This is a genomic window from Hydrogenophaga sp. (genome assembly GCF_011390835.1).
Classification (GTDB): Bacteria; Pseudomonadota; Gammaproteobacteria; order Burkholderiales; family Burkholderiaceae_C; genus Hydrogenophaga.
The window spans coordinates 69838-85523 of sequence record NZ_JAABRQ010000002.1; the positions used below are offsets into that span (position 1 = coordinate 69838).

The following is a 15686-nucleotide window of genomic DNA, read 5'->3' on the forward strand; positions in this document are numbered from 1 at the left end:
TGGCGGCGCGTGGCCTGTCATCCGGCCCACGCCTGGCGTCTGCCCGTGCGATCTGTCATGAAGCTGCGCGACTTCGGAGCGAGCTGATCGTGGTGTTTTGGCCTCAGGCAGGCAAGGTGTGCAGCGGGATGTCCTGGCTCACCGCGAGCTGGTCCAGCTGCTGGCGGGTCCGGCTGGCGAGAAACGCGGCGATCGCCTCGTGGGTGGCGGGTTTGAACAAGGCCATCGGTCCGTCGATCTGCACGCCTGCAGCGGCGCACAAGGCAGCCGCAAAGTGAGGCTCCAGCGCCGCGACGGCGACACGTCCGCCTCGGCAGGGATAGACGCGGTAGCCTGCATGGGCGCCGCCCACCGCGCCCTTGGGTTGGGTCAGGCCCCAGCTGCGGGGCAGGGCGAGCCAGTCGGCCGCAGTGGACAAGGCCACTTCCTGGAAGCAGCCCTTGCCCGTGGATTTTTGCAGCAGCACCGCCTGCAGCGCGGCTTCGCTGGCCATGAGCGCGCCGCCCATGTCGGCGAACAGCGTGGCTGGCAGATCGAGGCCCGTGACCAGCCCGGCTTCGGCCAGGTAGGTCAGGTCGTGACCCGGTTCCTCGGCGCGTGCACCGGGAGCGCCCACGATGGCGACCAGCGAGAGTGTCGGGTAGAGGCGATGCAGCGCCCGCCATCCCAGGCCAAGCTTGGCAAGCGCCGACGGGCGAAACGAAGTGAGCAGCAGGTCGGTGCGGGCCAGTGCCTTGTGCAGCGAGGTCTGGCCCATTTCGGTCTTGAGATCAACCTCGATCACCTTCACACCCTGGTGCAGCACACCATAGGCCGCCGGGTTGTAGCTGCCCATGGGATCGCCACTGCCGCCTGCCTTGCCGGGAGGCTCGGCTTTGGTGCAAGTCGCGCCCATGGCCTTCAGGCGCATGAGTGCGGCCGGGCCGGGTAGGTTGAGCGCCAGGCTCAGGATGCGCACGCCGCGCAGCGGCTTCAGAGGTTTGAACGAAACGTTGACGGGACTGGCAGCGGTCATGGGCAGGTGTCTGGGTGGGTAGTGTGCTGGCTGACATTTAACCTCAGCCCAGGCGCCCCGGCCGCAAACCGGCGACAGCGTCAGCTGCCAAAGTCCAGCGGCAGCCCGACGTAGTTTTCGGCGATGGTGCGCAGGCCGGCTTCAGAGTGCATCAGGTAGTCCAGTTCGGCTTCCTGCAGCTTCGCGTGGATGGCGCCTTCGTCGGGGAAGTTGTGCATGATGGATGTGAACCACCAGGAGAAGCGCTCGGCGCGCCAGATGCGCTTGAGGCAGCGCTCGGAGTAGCCGTTGATACCGGCCTCTGATCGCTCCTGGTAGAACTCGACAAACGCGTCCATCAGGTACTTCACGTCGGTGGCTGCCAGGTTCAGGCCCTTGGCGCCGGTCGGCGGCACGATGTGGCCCGCGTCGCCAGCGAGGAACATGCGGCCAAAGCGCAACGGCTCGGTCACAAAGCTGCGCAGGGGTGCAATGCTCTTTTCGATGCTGGGCCCGGTGACCAGCTTTCCGGCTGCTTCTGGGTCCAGGCGCAGTTTCAGTTCCTGCCAGAAGGCATCGTCGCTCCACTGCTCGATCTTGTCGGTGAGGGGCACCTGCAGGTAGTAGCGGCTGCGTGTGGCACTGCGCTGTGAACACAGTGCGAAGCCGCGCGGATTGTTCACGTAAATCAGCTCATGGTGCACCGGCGGGGTGTCCGAGAGCAGGCCGAGCCAGCCGAACGGGTAGACCTTTTCGAACTCCTGGATGGCGCCGCGCGGGGCGCTGGCGCGGCACACGCCGTGAAAGCCGTCGCAGCCGGCGATGAAGTCGCACGACAGGGTATGGCTCTGTCCGTCTTTCTCATAGGTCACGCGCGGCTGATCAGTGTCGAAGTCGTGCACCTGAACGTTCGCAGCTTCGTAGACGGTGGGCAGGGCGGCGACTTGGCGGGCGTCCATCAGGTCGCGCGTGACCTCGGTCTGGCCGTAGACCATCACGCGCTTGCCGCCTGTGAGCTTGTCCAGATCGATGCGGTGGCGCACGCCGCCAAACAGCATGTCGAAACCGGTGTGCACCAATCCCTCGGCGTGCATGCGCTGGCCCACGCCGGCCTCGTCGAGCAGATCGGTGGCGACCTGTTCGAGCACACCGGCGCGGATACGGCCCAGCACGTACTCGGGCGACTGGCGCTCGATGATCACGGCGTCGATGCCGGCCTTGTGCAGCAACTGGCCGAGGAGCAGACCGGAGGGGCCGGCGCCGATGATGGCAATTTGGGTTCGCATGGGTCGGGGTTTCCGCCGCGACGCTAGTGGTGTGGCGGGCGGGCAATGGGTTGGTTGACGATCAGGAAAGCGTAAGCGGCGATTAACCAACCGCCAACCGGCCAACCGCCAGTGTGTGCGATCACCGGTTAAGGTGTGCGATCATCGCGCAATATGGATGCCGAGCCCAAACCGATTGCCAAAGCCGACTTCATCGAAGGCATGGCCAAAGGCATGGCCGTGCTGGAGAGCTTCGACACCGAACGCCAGCGACTCAATGCGACGCAGGCCGCCGATCGCGCCGGCCTGACCCGGGCGGCGGCGCGCCGCCATTTGCTCACGCTGGCGCACCTGGGCTATCTGGACACCGATGGCAGCCACTACTGGCTCTCGCCCAAGGTGCTGCGTTTTTCCGGCAGCTACCTCGCCTCGGCGCGCCTGCCGCGCCTGCTGCAGCCGACCCTGAACCGGTTGGCGGCGCAGACGCGGGAGTCGTTCTCGGCGGTGGTGCGCGATGGCGATGAGGTGGTGATCGTGGCGCGCAGCGCCGCGGTCGGCGGACAGCGGCTGATGGCCTACGGCTTGCACCTGGGCGCGAGACTGCCACTGCACGCCACCTCCACCGGGCGCGTGCTGCTGGCCTCGCTGCCGAAGGCAGCGTTCAATGGCTGGCTCAAGGGGCGCGAACTGCCGCGCCTGACGCCGCGCACGGTGGTTGATGTGAAGGCGTTTCGGACCGCGATCGATCGGGTGCGCGCGGACGACCTGGCCTTGGCCAGCGAAGAGCACGAGCTGGGCGTGCATGCGCTGGCAGTGCCGCTGCGCAACATGAGGGGCCAGACGGTGGCTGCGCTCAACGTGGTGGCATCACCACAGCGGCTTGCGCCCGAGGTGATGCAGCATGACTTGCTGCCGCTGCTGCTGGACGCGGCGCGTGAGCTGCGTCCTCTGCTGTAGACCGGGCTCAGACGCCCAGGTACTGCTCCAGCAGTTCCGGCTGGGCCAGCAGGCTCTCCGAAAGGCCCTCGAACACCACTTCACCCTTGACCAGAATCACATTGCGGTCGGTGATGCGGGTGACGTGTTTCCAGTTCTTGTCCACGATCACGCTGCTGATACCGCTTTCGCGGATCAGGCCACAGAGGCGCCAGATCTCGCGTGCGATCAGGGGCGCGAGGCCTTCGGTGGCCTCGTCCAGGATCAGCAGGTCTGGGTTGGTCATGAGCGCGCGGCCAATGGTGAGCATCTGCTGTTCGCCGCCGCTGAGCTGTTGGCCACCGTGGTTCAGCCGCTCGGCCAGGCGCGGGAAGGTGTCGAGCACGCGCTCATAGGTCCACTCGCTCTGGCCGCGGGTGCCATGGCGCGCTGCCATCACCAAGTTTTCACGCACGCTGAGGTTACCGAAGATGCCTCGGCCTTCGGGCACGTAGGCAATACCCTGACGCACGATATCGAAGGTGGCCGCACCCGTCATGTCGCGGCCACAGACCTTCACGCTGCCACCGCTGGGCTTGACGATGCCCATGAGCGATTTGAGCAGGGTGGTCTTGCCCATGCCGTTGCGACCCATCAGCCCGATAGTTTCGCCAGGGTTCACGGTGAAGTCGATACCACGCAGGATGTGGCTGGCTCCGTAGTGAGTGTGCAGGCCGGTGGCCTCGATGAGCGGTGAGGTCATGTCAGGCTTCTTCGCCGAGGTAAGCGGCCTGCACCGCTGCGTCGTTGCGCACCGCGTCGGGCGTGCCGCTGGCGATCACCTCACCATTGACCATCACGGTGAGCTGGTCGGCCAGGGTGAACACGGCGTCCATGTCGTGCTCCACCAGCAGGATGGCGTGGTTGGCCTTGAGTTTGAGCAGCAGCGCGACCATGCTTTCCGCTTCAGCCTGTCCCATGCCTGCCAGTGGTTCGTCGAGCAGCAGGACTGTGGGCTCGGTGGCCAGCGTCATGGCAATTTCGAGCTGGCGCTGCTCACCATGGCTGGTGGTGCCGGCCACGCTATCAGCGCGCGTCGTGAGGCCGGCGAGCTCCAGAGCCCGTTCGCAGCGCTGGTTGACCTGGCGCTGCGAAGCGGCTGCGCTGACCCAGTTGAACGGGTTCCACGCGACGAGGCGCTCGCTGGCCTGTGAAGCCAGACGCACGTTATCCCGCACGGTGAAGGGCAGGAAGATGTTGGTCTTTTGGTAGCTGCGACCCAGACCCAGGCGCGAGATGCGTTCGGGGCTGCGCCCGGCGATGTCCTGACCGCCCAGCAAGATGCGCCCGGACGTGGGTGGCAGGTCACCAGAGAGCAGGTTGGTCAGCGTCGACTTGCCGGCTCCGTTGGGACCGATTACCGCGTGGATGCGATCGCGAAACAGGTCTACCGACACGTCGTGCACTGCGGCCAGTCCGCCGAAGCGCTTGGTCAGATGCTGGGCGCTGAGCAGGAGATCGCTCATGGAGGATCCCGGCGTCGGAACAGGCGCTCGGCCAGGCCGAGCAACCCACGGGGCGCAAATACCACCACCAGCACGATGAAGCTGCCCATGAGCAGCTGCCAGTGTTTGGTGAGGTCCTTGAAGAAGTGCATCACGTACTCAAACGCAAAGGCCCCAACGATGGCGCCCGCGAAATTGCCCATGCCGCCCAGAATCACCATCATGATGGCGTGCGCACTCAGGTGAAAGCCCATCAGCTCGGGGTTCACATAGCCCGACTGCGCTGCCCACAGGTAGCCCGCCACGCCGGCCAGCGCGCCGGCTAGCGTGAAGGCGGTCAGGCGGTAGCCGAAGGTCCCGTAGCCCACGGCGCGCATGCGGTGCTCGTTGACCCGGATTCCGGCCAGCGCGCGCCCAAACGGTGAAAACAGCAGGCGGCGCAGGAAGGAATAGACCGCCAGCATCACCAGCAAGGTGAAGTAGTAGAAGGTGGTTTTGTTGTCCAGGTCGATGCCGCTCCAGCCGAACAGGCTGGCGTCGGGCCGGAAGTTGATGTAAAGCCCGTCCGAGCCGCCGAGGGCGCGGTTGTCAAAAAACAGAAAGAACACCATCTGCGCGAACGCCATGGTGACCATGATGAAGTAGATGCCGTGGGTGCGGACCACGAAGAAGCCGATGATCAAGGCAGCCAGGCCCGAGGCCAACGCAGCCAGGGGCAGCGACCACCACAGGCTGATCGGCGTGTCGGCCGGCGTGAGGAAGGCGAGCGCATAGCCCGCCAGACCGAAGTAGGCCGCATGGCCGAGTGAGACCAGGCCGGTGACGCCTTGCAGCAGGTCCAGGCTCATCGCGAAGATTGCCAGGATCATCATCTGCGACAGCATCTGAAGGTAAAAGCCTGAGCTTTCCATGGGCACCAGCGGAAACGCCGCGAGCGCGAGCGCGCCCAAGGCCAGGACCACCTGGATGCCACGCGGCAGGATCTCGAGTTGCGCCTTGGGGCTGCTCATTGTTTGAACAAGCCTTCAGGTTTGTAGAGCAGCACCAGCGCCATCAGCATGTAGACCGCCATGCCGGCGATCTGCGGCAGCAGGACCTTGCCGAAGGTGTCGACCAGACCGACCAGCAGGGCAGCGACCAGCGCGCCGCGCACCGAGCCGATGCCGCCGATGACCACCACCACAAAACACATGATGAGCACCGAGCTGCCCATGCCCGGATAAACGCTCGCAATGGGCGAGGCGATCATGCCGGCAATGGCAGCCAGACCGACGCCGAGCGCAAACACCACGCCATGGATCAGCCGGATGTTGATGCCCAGTGCCTCGGTCATTTCGCGGTTGAAGGCTCCTGCGCGGATCTTCATGCCCAGGCGGGTTTTTGAGATCAGCAGGTACAGCCCGATGGCCAGCGCGATGCAGACCGCGGAGATCACCAGCCGGTAGACGGGGTAGGACAGGTTTTCGGTCAAGGGGATGGACCAGCGCACCAGCTCAGGCACCCTGACCGCGTGCACATCGTCACCCCAGAGGATGGAGCGGGACTCTTCAAAGATGTAGATCAGACCAAAGGTGAGCAGCACCTGGTCGAGGTGGTCGCGGTGGTAGAAGTGACGAAACAGCAGCCACTCCAGCAGCCAGCCGAGCGCCACCGCCAGCACCGTGCCAATCACGATCGCCAGCACCAGGCTGCCCAGCTGGGCCGTCAGCCACCAGGCCAAGTAGGCACCAATCATGTAGAAGCTGCCGTGCGCCAGGTTGACCACGCCCATGATGCCGAAGATCAGGGTCAGGCCTGCGGCAAGCATGAACAGCAACAGTCCGTACTGCAGGCTGTTGAGCAGCTGGATCAGGAAATTGGCGAAGTCCATTCAGACGCAGGGGCAAGCGCACTGCAGACGAGCACCCCAAGGGGTGCCCGGCTGGCTCGGCAAATGGCAGGGAAGGGCGGCGCTCAGCTCATGCGGCAGCCAGTGCCCGGATCGGCCACCGCTTTGCCGGCAATGCCGATCACCTTGTTTTCCTTGTTTTCCACCTTGCGCAGGTACATGTCCTGAATCGGATTGTGCGAGGGGCTCATGGTCCACTTGCCGCGCGGGCTGTCGATCACCGCACCGTCCATGGCTGCGTAAAGGGCCTTCTTGTTGGAGAAGTCGCCCTTGGCGCCATTGGCGCCCTTGATGAGCAGCAGACCGGTGTCGTAGCCTTGCACCGCGTACACGTCGGGCTGTGCCTTGAAGGTCTTGGCGTACTCGAGGCGGAATTGCTTGTTGCGTGGGGTGTCCAGTGAGTCGCTGTAGTGCATGGTGGTCAGCACGCCATCGGCGGCTGGACCCGCTGCTTCCAGCACGCCTTCGGTGAGGAAGCCCGAGCCATAGAGCTGGATGTTCTTGTTCAGGCCCGCAGCGGCGTAGTCGCGCAGGAACTTGGCCGCGCCGCCACCCGCGAAGAAGCAGGCCACCGCGTCGGGCTTGAGGGAGGCGATTTCGGTCAGCAGCGCCTGGAATTCCACGTTGGGAAAGGGCACGCCCAGCTTCTTGATGATGGTGCCACCTGCCGCCGTATAGCCTTCTTCAAAGCCTTCGTAGGCCTCCTCTCCGGCGGCGTAGTTCCAGGTGATCCAGACCGCTTTCTTGTGACCGCGATCCATCATGGCCTTGCCCAGCGCCCGGGTCGGCTGCGAGTTGCTGAACGAGGTGCGGTACACATTGGGTGCGCACTGGGCCCGGGTGGCAATGTGCACGCCGGCGTTCGGGATCAGGTTGAGCACGCCGCTTTCGCGCGCCACCTTGTGAATGCCCATCTGCACGCCCGAGTGCACCGTGCCCACCAGCACGTCGACCTTGTCGCGCTGCACCAGGCGAGTGGCGTTCTCGATGGCCTTGGGCGGGCTGGACTCGTCGTCGACCTTGAAAAACTCGATTTCACGCCCGCCGAGTTTGCCGCCCTGTTCGGCCAGCGCCATCATGAAGCCGTTTTCGATTGCCACGCCAAGCTGGGCGAAGGTGCCCGTGTAGGGCAGCATGAAGCCCACCCGGACCTTGGCCGACTGCGCACGTGCGATCTGTGGCAGCAGCAGCCCGGTGGATGCAGCACCAATCACGGCAGCGCTGCGGGTAAGAACAAGTCGGCGGGTGGTCATGAGCGGTCTCCTGAGGGGTTGGAAGTTGTGGATCAATGTATGCCGGGGGTGGGCATCTGGGGATAGCGACTAACCCCTACTTGAGGAGTGAACCATTAACAGCTTAACTATTTAACGGGTAAACGCCCTGACGTCTCAATGTGCAGCACAGGTGCTAAATTGCTTTTTGAGCCCCTGAATCATCTGGATCCAGATGGCCTGTGTCAGGCATGATGCACTATAGTGCATGATCGCTTGGGTGGAAGGGGGTGTTTACCCGCGAATGCAGCTCACATCCGACTCACTTTTCAAGCACGGTATTCATCAGACGCCAAGCCGTGGTCCAGCCCCAGCGATCACACCACCCGGTCTTGTACGGGATGTATCCATCACCGGTTAGCGTTCTCATGGCTCACGCCCCATGGGCTGCCCCTGATTGACAGGCATGAGGCCCCCCAACCTAATGGCCGGCCGCTCACTCCACCCCAAAAACACATGTCTGAAATGTCAAAGTTTGATGCGCATAGCCGCTGGGGCGTGTTGAGCGTTGCCGTGCTGATGCTGTCCGCGTGTGCCAGCGCTCCCTCTGCCCCGCCCGAAGCCGCCCCGGTGGCCCAGGCCTGTCCTGAAGGTGTGCCGCAGGGCGCGCGCTGCTTTCGGGGGCAGGACTCGGCCACAGCGCACTACCTGATCGTGATGCCCGCTCAGTGGAGCGGCGTGCTGGTGGTGCACGCTCATGGCGGCCCGACATTGGGTCCCCCAAGGGTTTCGCGCGCTGACGCTGACATCAAGCGCTGGGCGATCACCGTGAGCGAGGGCCACGCCTGGGCTGGATCGGTGTTCCGCCAGGGCGGTTTTGGCGTGACTACGGCGGCCGAAGACACCGAGCGGGTACGGCGCATTTTTGTCGACCACGTGGCCAAGCCACGACGCACCCTGCTGCATGGGCAGTCCTGGGGCGCGATGCTGGCCACCCGCGCGGCCGAACTGTTTCCCAAGAGCTGGGATGGCATGCTGTTGACCAGCGGTGTGGTGGCCGGGCCGGCCACCTACGATTTCCGCCTCGACGTGCGTGCGCTGTACCAGCACTTGTGCAACAACCATCCGCTGCCCGATGAGCCGCAGTACCCGCTGTCCATCGGCCTGCCCGCAGACAGCAAGATGACCACGGCTGAGCTGGCCAAGCGCGCTGACGATTGCCTGGGCGTGCGCAAACCAGCGGCCCAGCGCACCGAAGTGCAAGTGCAAAAGCTCAAGACCCTCGTCGATGTGGTGAACATCCCGGAGCGTTCGGTGATTGGCCACCTCAATTGGGGCACCTTCACGCTGCGCGACGTGGTCAGCCGCACGGCAGGCGCCAGCCCGTTCGGGAATGTGGGGGTGCGCTACACCGGGTCCAGCGAGGACGCAGCCTTGAATGCCGCTGTGCCGCGTTTTGCCGCTGATGCGAGGGCCAAGGCCCAGTTTGCTTCTGATGTGGACCACGCGGGTCGTTTTACGATGCCTGTGCTCAGTGCGCATGGCACAGGCGACGCCACCGTGTTCGTTGAAGGCAACGACACCCTGCGCCAGCGCATGCAAGCCGCTGGCAACGGCGCGCGGCTGGTGCAGACCTTCATCGATTCCAGCGAACACAGCTATTGGGGCGATGCCTACTACCCGCCGCTGTTCGAAGCCCTGTTGAACTGGGTGGAAATGGGCAGCAAGCCCACGCCCGCAGGTGTCGCCGAGCGTTGCCGGCAGCTGCGCGCAGCCCAGGCCGGTGATTGCCGCTTTTTGCCAGACTTCGTACCCAAACCGCTAGCGACGCGCATTCCGCCGCGTTGAGTCAGGCTGAAGCTCCTCGCGCCGACGGGGCCCGCGACGAACCAGGGCGCTTGATGCGCTCAGCGAGGGGGGTGGTGCGGCGTAGAGGGCTCGAACCTCTGACCTACGGCTTAGAAGGCCGTTGCTCTATCCAGCTGAGCTAACGCCGCTCGGTGTGCGCACCTCTCCGGGAGCCCTCGGAGAAGCGCACGCTCTCAGGTCGTTGTTATACGACGAGTTCCTGATGGATACCTGCTACCCAGTGAGACAGACCTGTTGTCTGGCTGTGCTGTGGGCAGCACGGGTGGACCCAGAAACAAAAAAGGCCCATCAAATGGGCCGTTTTTGCATTTTTCAATGAATGGTCGGAGCGGCGGGATTCGAACTCGCGACCCTCTGCTCCCAAAGCAGATGCGCTACCAGGCTGCGCTACGCTCCGACTAAGCGCCGAATTGTACCTGCTGCCAGAGCTGTTTTTGGCCCGCCTCCACGAAACCTGTTCGAAAGCTTCAGCGCTTCTCGTACTGGCTGGTGCCAAACAGGGCCTGGCGAGCCTTGTCGTCGGTCAACGGCTTGCGAGCGCCGGCCAGCACCGCGAGGCCGCGCTTGACCGCCGGGCGGGCTGCGATGGCGTCGTACCATGACTTGAGGCGCGGGTGGTCGGCCCAGTCAATGCCCTGTTTTTCCCAGCTGTTCACCCAGGGGAAGATGGCGATATCGGCCACGGTGTACTGGTTGCCAGCGATGAACTTGTGGCCGGCGAGCTGCTTGTCCATCACGCCGTAGAGCCGCTTGGCTTCGTTGGTGTACCGGTCCACCGCATAGTCGATCTTGTCGGGCGCGTAAATCCGGAAATGGTGCGCCTGTCCCAGCATGGGCCCGACCCCACCCATCTGGAACATGAGCCACTCCAGGGTCTTGAACTTGGCGCGGTCGGACTTGGGCAGGAACTTGCCGGTCTTGGCCGCGAGGTAGAGCAGGATGGCGCCAGACTCGAACAGGCTGATCGGTTGGCCGTCGGGACCGACCGGATCGACCAGGGCCGGAATCTTGTTGTTCGGGCTGATCTTCAGGAAGTGGGGCTGGAACTGGTCACCCTGGCCGATGTTGATCGGGTGCACCTGCCAGTCGCGACCGAGGCGAAAGCCACACTCCTCCAGCATGATGTGTACCTTGTGCCCGTTGGGCGTGGGCCAGGAGTAGACGTCGATCATGAGGGTGGCCTTTCGAATAAATCAAGTTGACAAGGGATCAAATCTACGGGAAAACCGCAGTCCATGTTCGACCTGCTCAAAACTGCGCTGAATCGCTCGCCGAAACCCGGCGCCATGGACGAATCGCTCGTCCAGTGGGCCAATGAGCGTCTGCTTAGCCACATGGGCATGGTGGGGGGCGCCTACGCGCTGGGCGGCCGCCTCTTGGACCGGCCGTTTCGTGCCGAATGTTTGGCCTCGGCGCGGCAGTACATCACAGGCATGGAGCTGATGGCCAAGTCCGACCTGGGTCTGACCCCGGCCGTCAACGTGATCCTGATGAACCGGAACCTGAAACGCCAGTTTGAAACCCAGGCTCAGGCGCATTACGCCGATGTCACCGACACGTTGCAGACCACCGCCAAGGCCCTGCCGGAAGAGCTGCGCTGGCTGTCTCTGTACCGGGATGCGGGCTGGGAAGGGCCGGCACCTGCGTTCTGGGCACGGTACGCGGTGTTGACCGACACGCCCGAGGTGGCGCGCCACTGGGTGGATGGGGACACGGTGGACATGCTCATGGAATGGCCGCTCGACGTGAGCCCGGGGACTCCCGTTCTTTTCATGCTGACGCGCGGCAAAACCTACTTGCGCATGCAGGGCGGGCAGGGCGGCCCTGGTGGCCAGGCGGGCGTGGCAGTGCATGCGCTCGATGTGTTCGAGCACCTGACCGGGCGGGCGCTGCAAATCCTCGACCGCTGACCGTCGGCGGCTAGCGTTGCGCGTCAGCTGCCGCGGGTGATCGGCATCTCCACGTCCACTTTCACCGCCATGTGTTTGGCCAGCTCCAGCTTGGCGATCGACTGGCGATGCACCTCGTCCGGGCCGTCGGCCAGGCGCAGTGTGCGCTGGCCGGCATAGCTGTAGGCGAGTGGAAAATCGTCGCTGACGCCGCCGCCGCCATGCGCCTGGATCGCCATGTCGATGATGTCGCAAGCCATGTTGGGTGCCACCACCTTGATCATCGCGATCTCGGCTTTGGCCACCTTGTTGCCCACGGTATCCATCATGTAGGCCGCTTTCAGCGTGAGCAGACGCGCCATCTCGATGCGGCAGCGCGCGTCGGCGATTCGCTCGTGCCAGACCGATTGCGCCGAGACCGGCTTGCCGAACGCCACCCGGCTGTTGAGCCGCTGGCACATGAGCTCGAGCGCGCGCTCGGCCGCACCGATGGAGCGCATGCAGTGGTGGATGCGACCCGGGCCAAGGCGACCCTGGGCGATCTCGAAGCCGCGGCCTTCGCCCAGCAGCAGGTTGCCCACCGGCACGCGCACGTCCTTCAGGCGCACCTCCATGTGGCCGTGGGGCGCGTCGTCGTAGCCAAACACCGACAGCGCGCGCACCACCTCAATGCCCTTGGTGTCGGAGGGCACGACGATCATCGACTGCTGCGAGTGACGCGGCGCCTCCGGATTGGTCTTGCCCATCACGATGTAGACCGCGCATCGCGGGTCGCCCGCGCCGGACGACCACCACTTGGTGCCGTTGATCACGTATTCATCGCCATCGCGCTCGATACGGCACTGGATGTTGGTGGCGTCCGAGGAAGCTACGGCCGGCTCGGTCATCAGAAAGGCCGATCGGATTTCGCCGCGCAGCAGCGGCTCCATCCAGCGGTCCTTGATGGCTTCGCTGGCGTAGCGCTCCAAGGTTTCCATGTTGCCGGTGTCGGGCGCCGAACAGTTGAAGATTTCGGCGGCAAACGGCACCCGGCCCATGATTTCACAGAGTGGTGCGTATTCCAGGTTGGTCAGGCCCTGGGGGGCTCGCGCGCTGCTGGGCAGGAACAGGTTCCAAAGGCCGGCGGCCAGGGCCTTGGGCTTGAGTTCCTCGACGATCTTGGTGGGGATCCAGGCATTCCCGTTCTTGCGGTTCTCGGCAATCTCCGCGTAGAAACGCGCCTCGTTGGGGTAGATGTGTTGGTCCATAAAAGCGAGCAGCCGCTCGCGCATGGCCTTGACTTTGTCGGTGTAGTCGAATTGCATGGTGTCTCCTTGGGAATCTGGTCGGTTCGATCAATACGGGGTCAGGCGGCGCAGGCAAAACGCCAGGCCATTTCTGCCAGCGGGCGGGCACCTGCGGCGGAGGAAACGGCCTGGGCACTGGATGCAGTGCCCATTTCCACCCGCTTGCCTATGCCTTGCAGGATGGCGGCTAGGCGAAACAGGTTGTAGGCGAGGTAAAAGTTCCAGTCGGCCTGTAGCTGCTGTGGCGTGGCAAAGCCGGTGCGTTCGCAATAGCGGGCGATGTACTCGGCCTCGGTGGGGATGCCGAGGGCGGCCACATCAAGCCCACCGATGCCACGGAACGCGCCCGGCGGGATGTGCCAGGCCATGCAGTGGTAGCTGAAGTCGGCCAGCGGGTGACCGAGGGTGGAGAGCTCCCAATCCAGTACTGCCAGCACCCGCGGCTCGGTAGGGTGGAACATGAGGTTGTCCAGGCGGTAGTCGCCGTGCACCACCGAAACCAGGGACTCGTCCCGCGCCATGGCCGGGATGTTCTCCGGCAGCCAGGCCATGAGCTGGTCCATCTCGGGAATGGGTGTGGTGATGGAGGCAACGTATTGCTTGGACCAGCGGCCGATCTGGCGCTCAAAATAGTTGCCGGGCTTACCATAGCCGTCCAGGCCGACGTCGCTGGGCTTGACCTTGTGCAGTGCAGCCAGCACGCGGTTCATTTCGTCATACACCGCTGCGCGCTGTGGCTTGTCCAGCGCTGGCAAGGACTGGTCCCACATCACACGGCCGTTCACGCACTCCATGATGTAGAAAGCGCGGCCGATCACGGATTCGTCTTCGCACAGCGCCAGCATCTGGGCCACCGGCACGCCGGTGCCTTGCAGCGCGCTCATGACGCGAAATTCGCGTTCAATGGCGTGCGCCGAGGGCAGCAGCTTGGCTACCGGGCCCGGCTTGGCGCGCATCACGTAGGCGGTGCTGGGCGTGATGAGCTTGTAGGTCGGGTTGGACTGGCCGCCCTTGAACATCTCCACTTGAAGCGGACCATCGAAACCCGGCACGTTGGCCTGCATCCAGACTTGCAACATGGCCAGATCAACTTCATGTTGAGCCGAGACCGGGCGCGTACCCGTGAAATTCTGCTGATCGCTCATGGCTGAGAGCCCGGTTGGTTCTGGTCAGCCACACATGCGGCGCTCAGGATTCGGCCTCCGAAATGCGCATCAGCATGTCGCGGTTGCGCACGACCAGGCCACCCGGCTCGATGCGGATCGCATCCTCGCGCTCCATGGATTTCAATTCCTGATTCACCCGCTGACGCGAAGCGCCCAGCAGCTGCGCCAGTTCTTCCTGTGCCAGTTGCAGGCCAATGCGCATTTCGTTGCCGTCTGCCAGGCAGGGCACACCGTAGCTGCGCACCAGGTGCAGCAGTTGCTTGGCCAGGCGCGCTCGCAAAGGCAGCGTGTTGAGGTCTTCCACCAGGCCGAACAGGGTTCGGATGCGCCGCGCCTGCAGGCGCATCAGCGCCTCGTACAGCTCGACGTGGGTGTTGAGAATTTTTTGGAAATCGTTGCGAGCCACGCACAGCAGCGTGGTCGGACCGTGGGCATAGGCATCGTGGGTACGCTGATCGCCATCGAACATCGCCACATCGCCAAACCACACGCCTGGCTCCACATAGGTCAGCGTGATCTGCTTGCCAGAGAGCGAGGTCGAACTCACGCGCACCGCACCCTTGGCCACCGCCGTCCATTCGGAGGGCGGGTCGCCACGGGCAACGATGAGATCGCTGTCCTTGAATCGCTTGACGTAGGCGCATCGCAGGATGTCGTGTCGCAGGGAGGGAGAAAGATTGCTGAACCAGCGACCACTGTTGATCGCCTCGCGTTCTTCCATTGTCAGAATGGGTTCGTCCATGGCCTGTCTTATGGGTGACTGGGAGAGAGTGCATTGTCGCCACAGAGACGTGGCGTGCCCATCGGGATAAGCGCGCAGCCCTGTTGCTCAGGCGCGGCAGGGGAAATTGAAGCGACCGGGGCGACGTCAGCGGTAGCGGGCCGGGCGCTTGTCGAGAAACGCTGCGATGCCTTCACCGCCGTTGGCATGGTGCAGGCAGCGCACAAAATGGTCACGCTCATTGCCGAGCTGGTCGTGCAGCGGTGAAGTCGGTGCATCGTTGGCTAGCTCCTTGATGCTGGCCAGCGCGTTGGGCGCGCGCGCATTGAGCCGTTCGCACAAAGCCAGCGCCTGGTCCAACGCCTCGCGCTCGCCGCTCACCCGGTTGATCACGCCGAGCTGCTGCAGACGTTCCGCGCTGATCCGCTCACCCAGCATGAGCAGCTCCAGGGCGGTGGCGCGCGGCAAGGCGCGCATCAGGCTCCAGGTAGCGCCGCCGTCGGGCGACAGCCCCACGTTGCTGTAAGCCATGACGAACACGCTGTTGTGCGCAGCGACGATGAGGTCGCAAGCCAGCGCAAGCGAAAAACCAGCACCGGCACAGGCGCCTTCGACCGCTGCAACCACAGGTTTGGGGAAACTGCGGATGGTCTCCACCCAGTTGTGCAGGCCTTCGATGCTCTGCGCTTGGACCGAGTGCGGCTGCTGGCGGTTGTCGAGCAGGCGCTGCAGGTTTCCGCCAGCGCAGAAGTGCTGGCCCTCGCCGGTGATGACCACGCTGCGCACATCCGGGCTGCTCTCGGCCACGTTGAGCGCTTCCACACCGGCGGCGTAAATGTCTGGCCCGAGCGCGTTGCGGTGATCGGGGTTGCTGATGGTCAGCACCATGGTCTGGCCATGGCTGTCACTCTTGAGGCTGGCGGTCATGGGGTGTTGTGTGAGGAAGGAAGTGGTGGCGTGCGGTGTCTGGTTTCAGG

Annotated in this window: 15 protein-coding genes and 2 tRNA genes; 3 read left to right on the plus strand and 14 right to left on the minus strand. The window is 64.2% G+C overall.

The window, feature by feature from the left end; all coding sequences use genetic code 11:
• Positions 1 to 103: 103 nt before the first annotated feature.
• Both GPT34_RS02285 and pobA read right to left on the minus strand, forming a co-directional pair.
• On the minus strand, positions 104 to 1015 hold the full coding sequence (locus GPT34_RS02285; RefSeq protein ID WP_291009265.1) for a CoA transferase: 912 nt from the start codon (positions 1013 to 1015) through the stop codon (positions 104 to 106).
• Positions 1016 to 1095: 80 nt separating this feature from the next.
• Positions 1096 to 2280, minus strand: coding sequence for a 4-hydroxybenzoate 3-monooxygenase (gene pobA / locus GPT34_RS02290; RefSeq protein WP_291009268.1), 1185 nt, complete (start codon positions 2278 to 2280; stop codon positions 1096 to 1098).
• 153 nt (positions 2281 to 2433) lie between these two features.
• On the opposite strand from pobA, the gene GPT34_RS02295 reads away from it, so the two are divergent.
• Entirely contained in the window at positions 2434 to 3216 is a 783-nt protein-coding gene (locus GPT34_RS02295) for an IclR family transcriptional regulator C-terminal domain-containing protein (RefSeq protein ID WP_291009270.1), read from the plus strand.
• A gap of 7 nt (positions 3217 to 3223) precedes the next feature.
• On the opposite strand, the gene GPT34_RS02300 is transcribed toward GPT34_RS02295, so the two are convergent.
• The 5 genes from GPT34_RS02300 to GPT34_RS02320 form a co-directional block, all read right to left on the minus strand.
• Complete coding sequence (locus GPT34_RS02300) at positions 3224 to 3937, minus strand: ABC transporter ATP-binding protein (RefSeq protein WP_291009272.1); 714 nt, start codon at positions 3935 to 3937, stop codon at positions 3224 to 3226.
• Between the two features lies 1 nt (position 3938).
• Positions 3939 to 4700: an ABC transporter ATP-binding protein gene (locus GPT34_RS02305; RefSeq protein ID WP_291009275.1), complete on the minus strand. Its 762-nt coding sequence runs from the start codon at positions 4698 to 4700 to the stop codon at positions 3939 to 3941.
• Positions 4697 to 5689 carry a branched-chain amino acid ABC transporter permease gene (locus GPT34_RS02310; protein ID WP_291009278.1) on the minus strand — a complete coding sequence of 331 codons (993 nt, stop codon included), beginning with the start codon at positions 5687 to 5689 and terminating at the stop codon, positions 4697 to 4699. Before GPT34_RS02310 ends, GPT34_RS02305 begins: the two co-directional genes overlap by 4 nt.
• Positions 5686 to 6549 (minus strand): branched-chain amino acid ABC transporter permease, encoded by an 864-nt coding sequence (locus tag GPT34_RS02315; protein WP_291009281.1) that lies wholly within the window; start codon positions 6547 to 6549, stop codon positions 5686 to 5688. The genes GPT34_RS02310 and GPT34_RS02315 overlap by 4 nt, the downstream gene beginning before the upstream one ends.
• A gap of 83 nt (positions 6550 to 6632) precedes the next feature.
• Entirely contained in the window at positions 6633 to 7820 is a 1188-nt protein-coding gene (locus tag GPT34_RS02320) for an ABC transporter substrate-binding protein (RefSeq protein WP_291009284.1), read from the minus strand.
• Between the two features lie 474 nt (positions 7821 to 8294).
• Between GPT34_RS02320 and GPT34_RS02325 the strand changes: the two genes are divergently transcribed.
• Positions 8295 to 9626: a hypothetical protein gene (locus tag GPT34_RS02325; protein ID WP_291009287.1), complete on the plus strand. Its 1332-nt coding sequence runs from the start codon at positions 8295 to 8297 to the stop codon at positions 9624 to 9626.
• A 72-nt stretch (positions 9627 to 9698) separates the two neighbouring features.
• Here GPT34_RS02325 and GPT34_RS02330 read toward each other — a convergent pair.
• The 3 genes from GPT34_RS02330 to GPT34_RS02340 form a co-directional block, all read right to left on the minus strand.
• Positions 9699 to 9775 (minus strand) — tRNA-Arg (locus GPT34_RS02330).
• Positions 9776 to 9967: 192 nt separating this feature from the next.
• A tRNA-Pro gene (locus GPT34_RS02335) sits at positions 9968 to 10044 on the minus strand.
• A 70-nt stretch (positions 10045 to 10114) separates the two neighbouring features.
• Positions 10115 to 10819 carry a glutathione binding-like protein gene (locus tag GPT34_RS02340; protein WP_291009289.1) on the minus strand — a complete coding sequence of 235 codons (705 nt, stop codon included), beginning with the start codon at positions 10817 to 10819 and terminating at the stop codon, positions 10115 to 10117.
• Positions 10820 to 10882: 63 nt separating this feature from the next.
• On the opposite strand from GPT34_RS02340, the gene GPT34_RS02345 reads away from it, so the two are divergent.
• Positions 10883 to 11557, plus strand: coding sequence for a hypothetical protein (locus GPT34_RS02345; protein WP_291009292.1), 675 nt, complete (start codon positions 10883 to 10885; stop codon positions 11555 to 11557).
• A gap of 23 nt (positions 11558 to 11580) precedes the next feature.
• Here the strand turns inward: GPT34_RS02345 and GPT34_RS02350 are convergent, their stop codons facing one another.
• The 4 genes from GPT34_RS02350 to GPT34_RS02365 all read right to left on the minus strand — a co-directional run bounded on the left by GPT34_RS02350 (position 11581) and on the right by GPT34_RS02365 (position 15636).
• Complete coding sequence (locus GPT34_RS02350; protein WP_291009295.1) at positions 11581 to 12840, minus strand: acyl-CoA dehydrogenase family protein; 1260 nt, start codon at positions 12838 to 12840, stop codon at positions 11581 to 11583.
• Positions 12841 to 12881: 41 nt separating this feature from the next.
• Positions 12882 to 13967, minus strand: a complete 1086-nt coding sequence (locus GPT34_RS02355) for a phosphotransferase family protein (RefSeq protein WP_291009298.1) — start codon at positions 13965 to 13967, stop codon at positions 12882 to 12884.
• Between the two features lie 43 nt (positions 13968 to 14010).
• Positions 14011 to 14730, minus strand: a complete 720-nt coding sequence (locus GPT34_RS02360; RefSeq protein WP_291009301.1) for a Crp/Fnr family transcriptional regulator — start codon at positions 14728 to 14730, stop codon at positions 14011 to 14013.
• A gap of 126 nt (positions 14731 to 14856) precedes the next feature.
• Positions 14857 to 15636 (minus strand): oxepin-CoA hydrolase, alternative type, encoded by a 780-nt coding sequence (locus GPT34_RS02365; RefSeq protein ID WP_291009304.1) that lies wholly within the window; start codon positions 15634 to 15636, stop codon positions 14857 to 14859.
• Positions 15637 to 15686: the final 50 nt, after the last annotated feature.

Bases quoted from the DNA above. Each gene is read 5' to 3' on its own strand.
- GPT34_RS02285 (WP_291009265.1), bottom strand. From the start codon at position 1,015: ATGACCGCTGCCAGTCCCGTCAACGTTTCGTTCAAACCTCTGAAGCCG.
- pobA (WP_291009268.1), bottom strand. From the start codon at position 2,280: ATGCGAACCCAAATTGCCATCATCGGCGCCGGCCCCTCCGGTCTGCTC.
- GPT34_RS02305 (WP_291009275.1), bottom strand. From the start codon at position 4,700: ATGAGCGATCTCCTGCTCAGCGCCCAGCATCTGACCAAGCGCTTCGGC.
- GPT34_RS02365 (WP_291009304.1), bottom strand. From the start codon at position 15,636: ATGACCGCCAGCCTCAAGAGTGACAGCCATGGCCAGACCATGGTGCTG.
- GPT34_RS02340 (WP_291009289.1), bottom strand. From the start codon at position 10,819: ATGATCGACGTCTACTCCTGGCCCACGCCCAACGGGCACAAGGTACAC.
- GPT34_RS02295 (WP_291009270.1), top strand. From the start codon at position 2,434: ATGGATGCCGAGCCCAAACCGATTGCCAAAGCCGACTTCATCGAAGGC.
- GPT34_RS02345 (WP_291009292.1), top strand. From the start codon at position 10,883: ATGTTCGACCTGCTCAAAACTGCGCTGAATCGCTCGCCGAAACCCGGC.
- GPT34_RS02360 (WP_291009301.1), bottom strand. From the start codon at position 14,730: ATGGACGAACCCATTCTGACAATGGAAGAACGCGAGGCGATCAACAGT.
- GPT34_RS02315 (WP_291009281.1), bottom strand. From the start codon at position 6,549: ATGGACTTCGCCAATTTCCTGATCCAGCTGCTCAACAGCCTGCAGTAC.
- GPT34_RS02320 (WP_291009284.1), bottom strand. From the start codon at position 7,820: ATGACCACCCGCCGACTTGTTCTTACCCGCAGCGCTGCCGTGATTGGT.
- GPT34_RS02350 (WP_291009295.1), bottom strand. From the start codon at position 12,840: ATGCAATTCGACTACACCGACAAAGTCAAGGCCATGCGCGAGCGGCTG.
- GPT34_RS02310 (WP_291009278.1), bottom strand. From the start codon at position 5,689: ATGAGCAGCCCCAAGGCGCAACTCGAGATCCTGCCGCGTGGCATCCAG.
- GPT34_RS02325 (WP_291009287.1), top strand. From the start codon at position 8,295: ATGTCTGAAATGTCAAAGTTTGATGCGCATAGCCGCTGGGGCGTGTTG.
- GPT34_RS02355 (WP_291009298.1), bottom strand. From the start codon at position 13,967: ATGAGCGATCAGCAGAATTTCACGGGTACGCGCCCGGTCTCGGCTCAA.
- GPT34_RS02300 (WP_291009272.1), bottom strand. From the start codon at position 3,937: ATGACCTCACCGCTCATCGAGGCCACCGGCCTGCACACTCACTACGGA.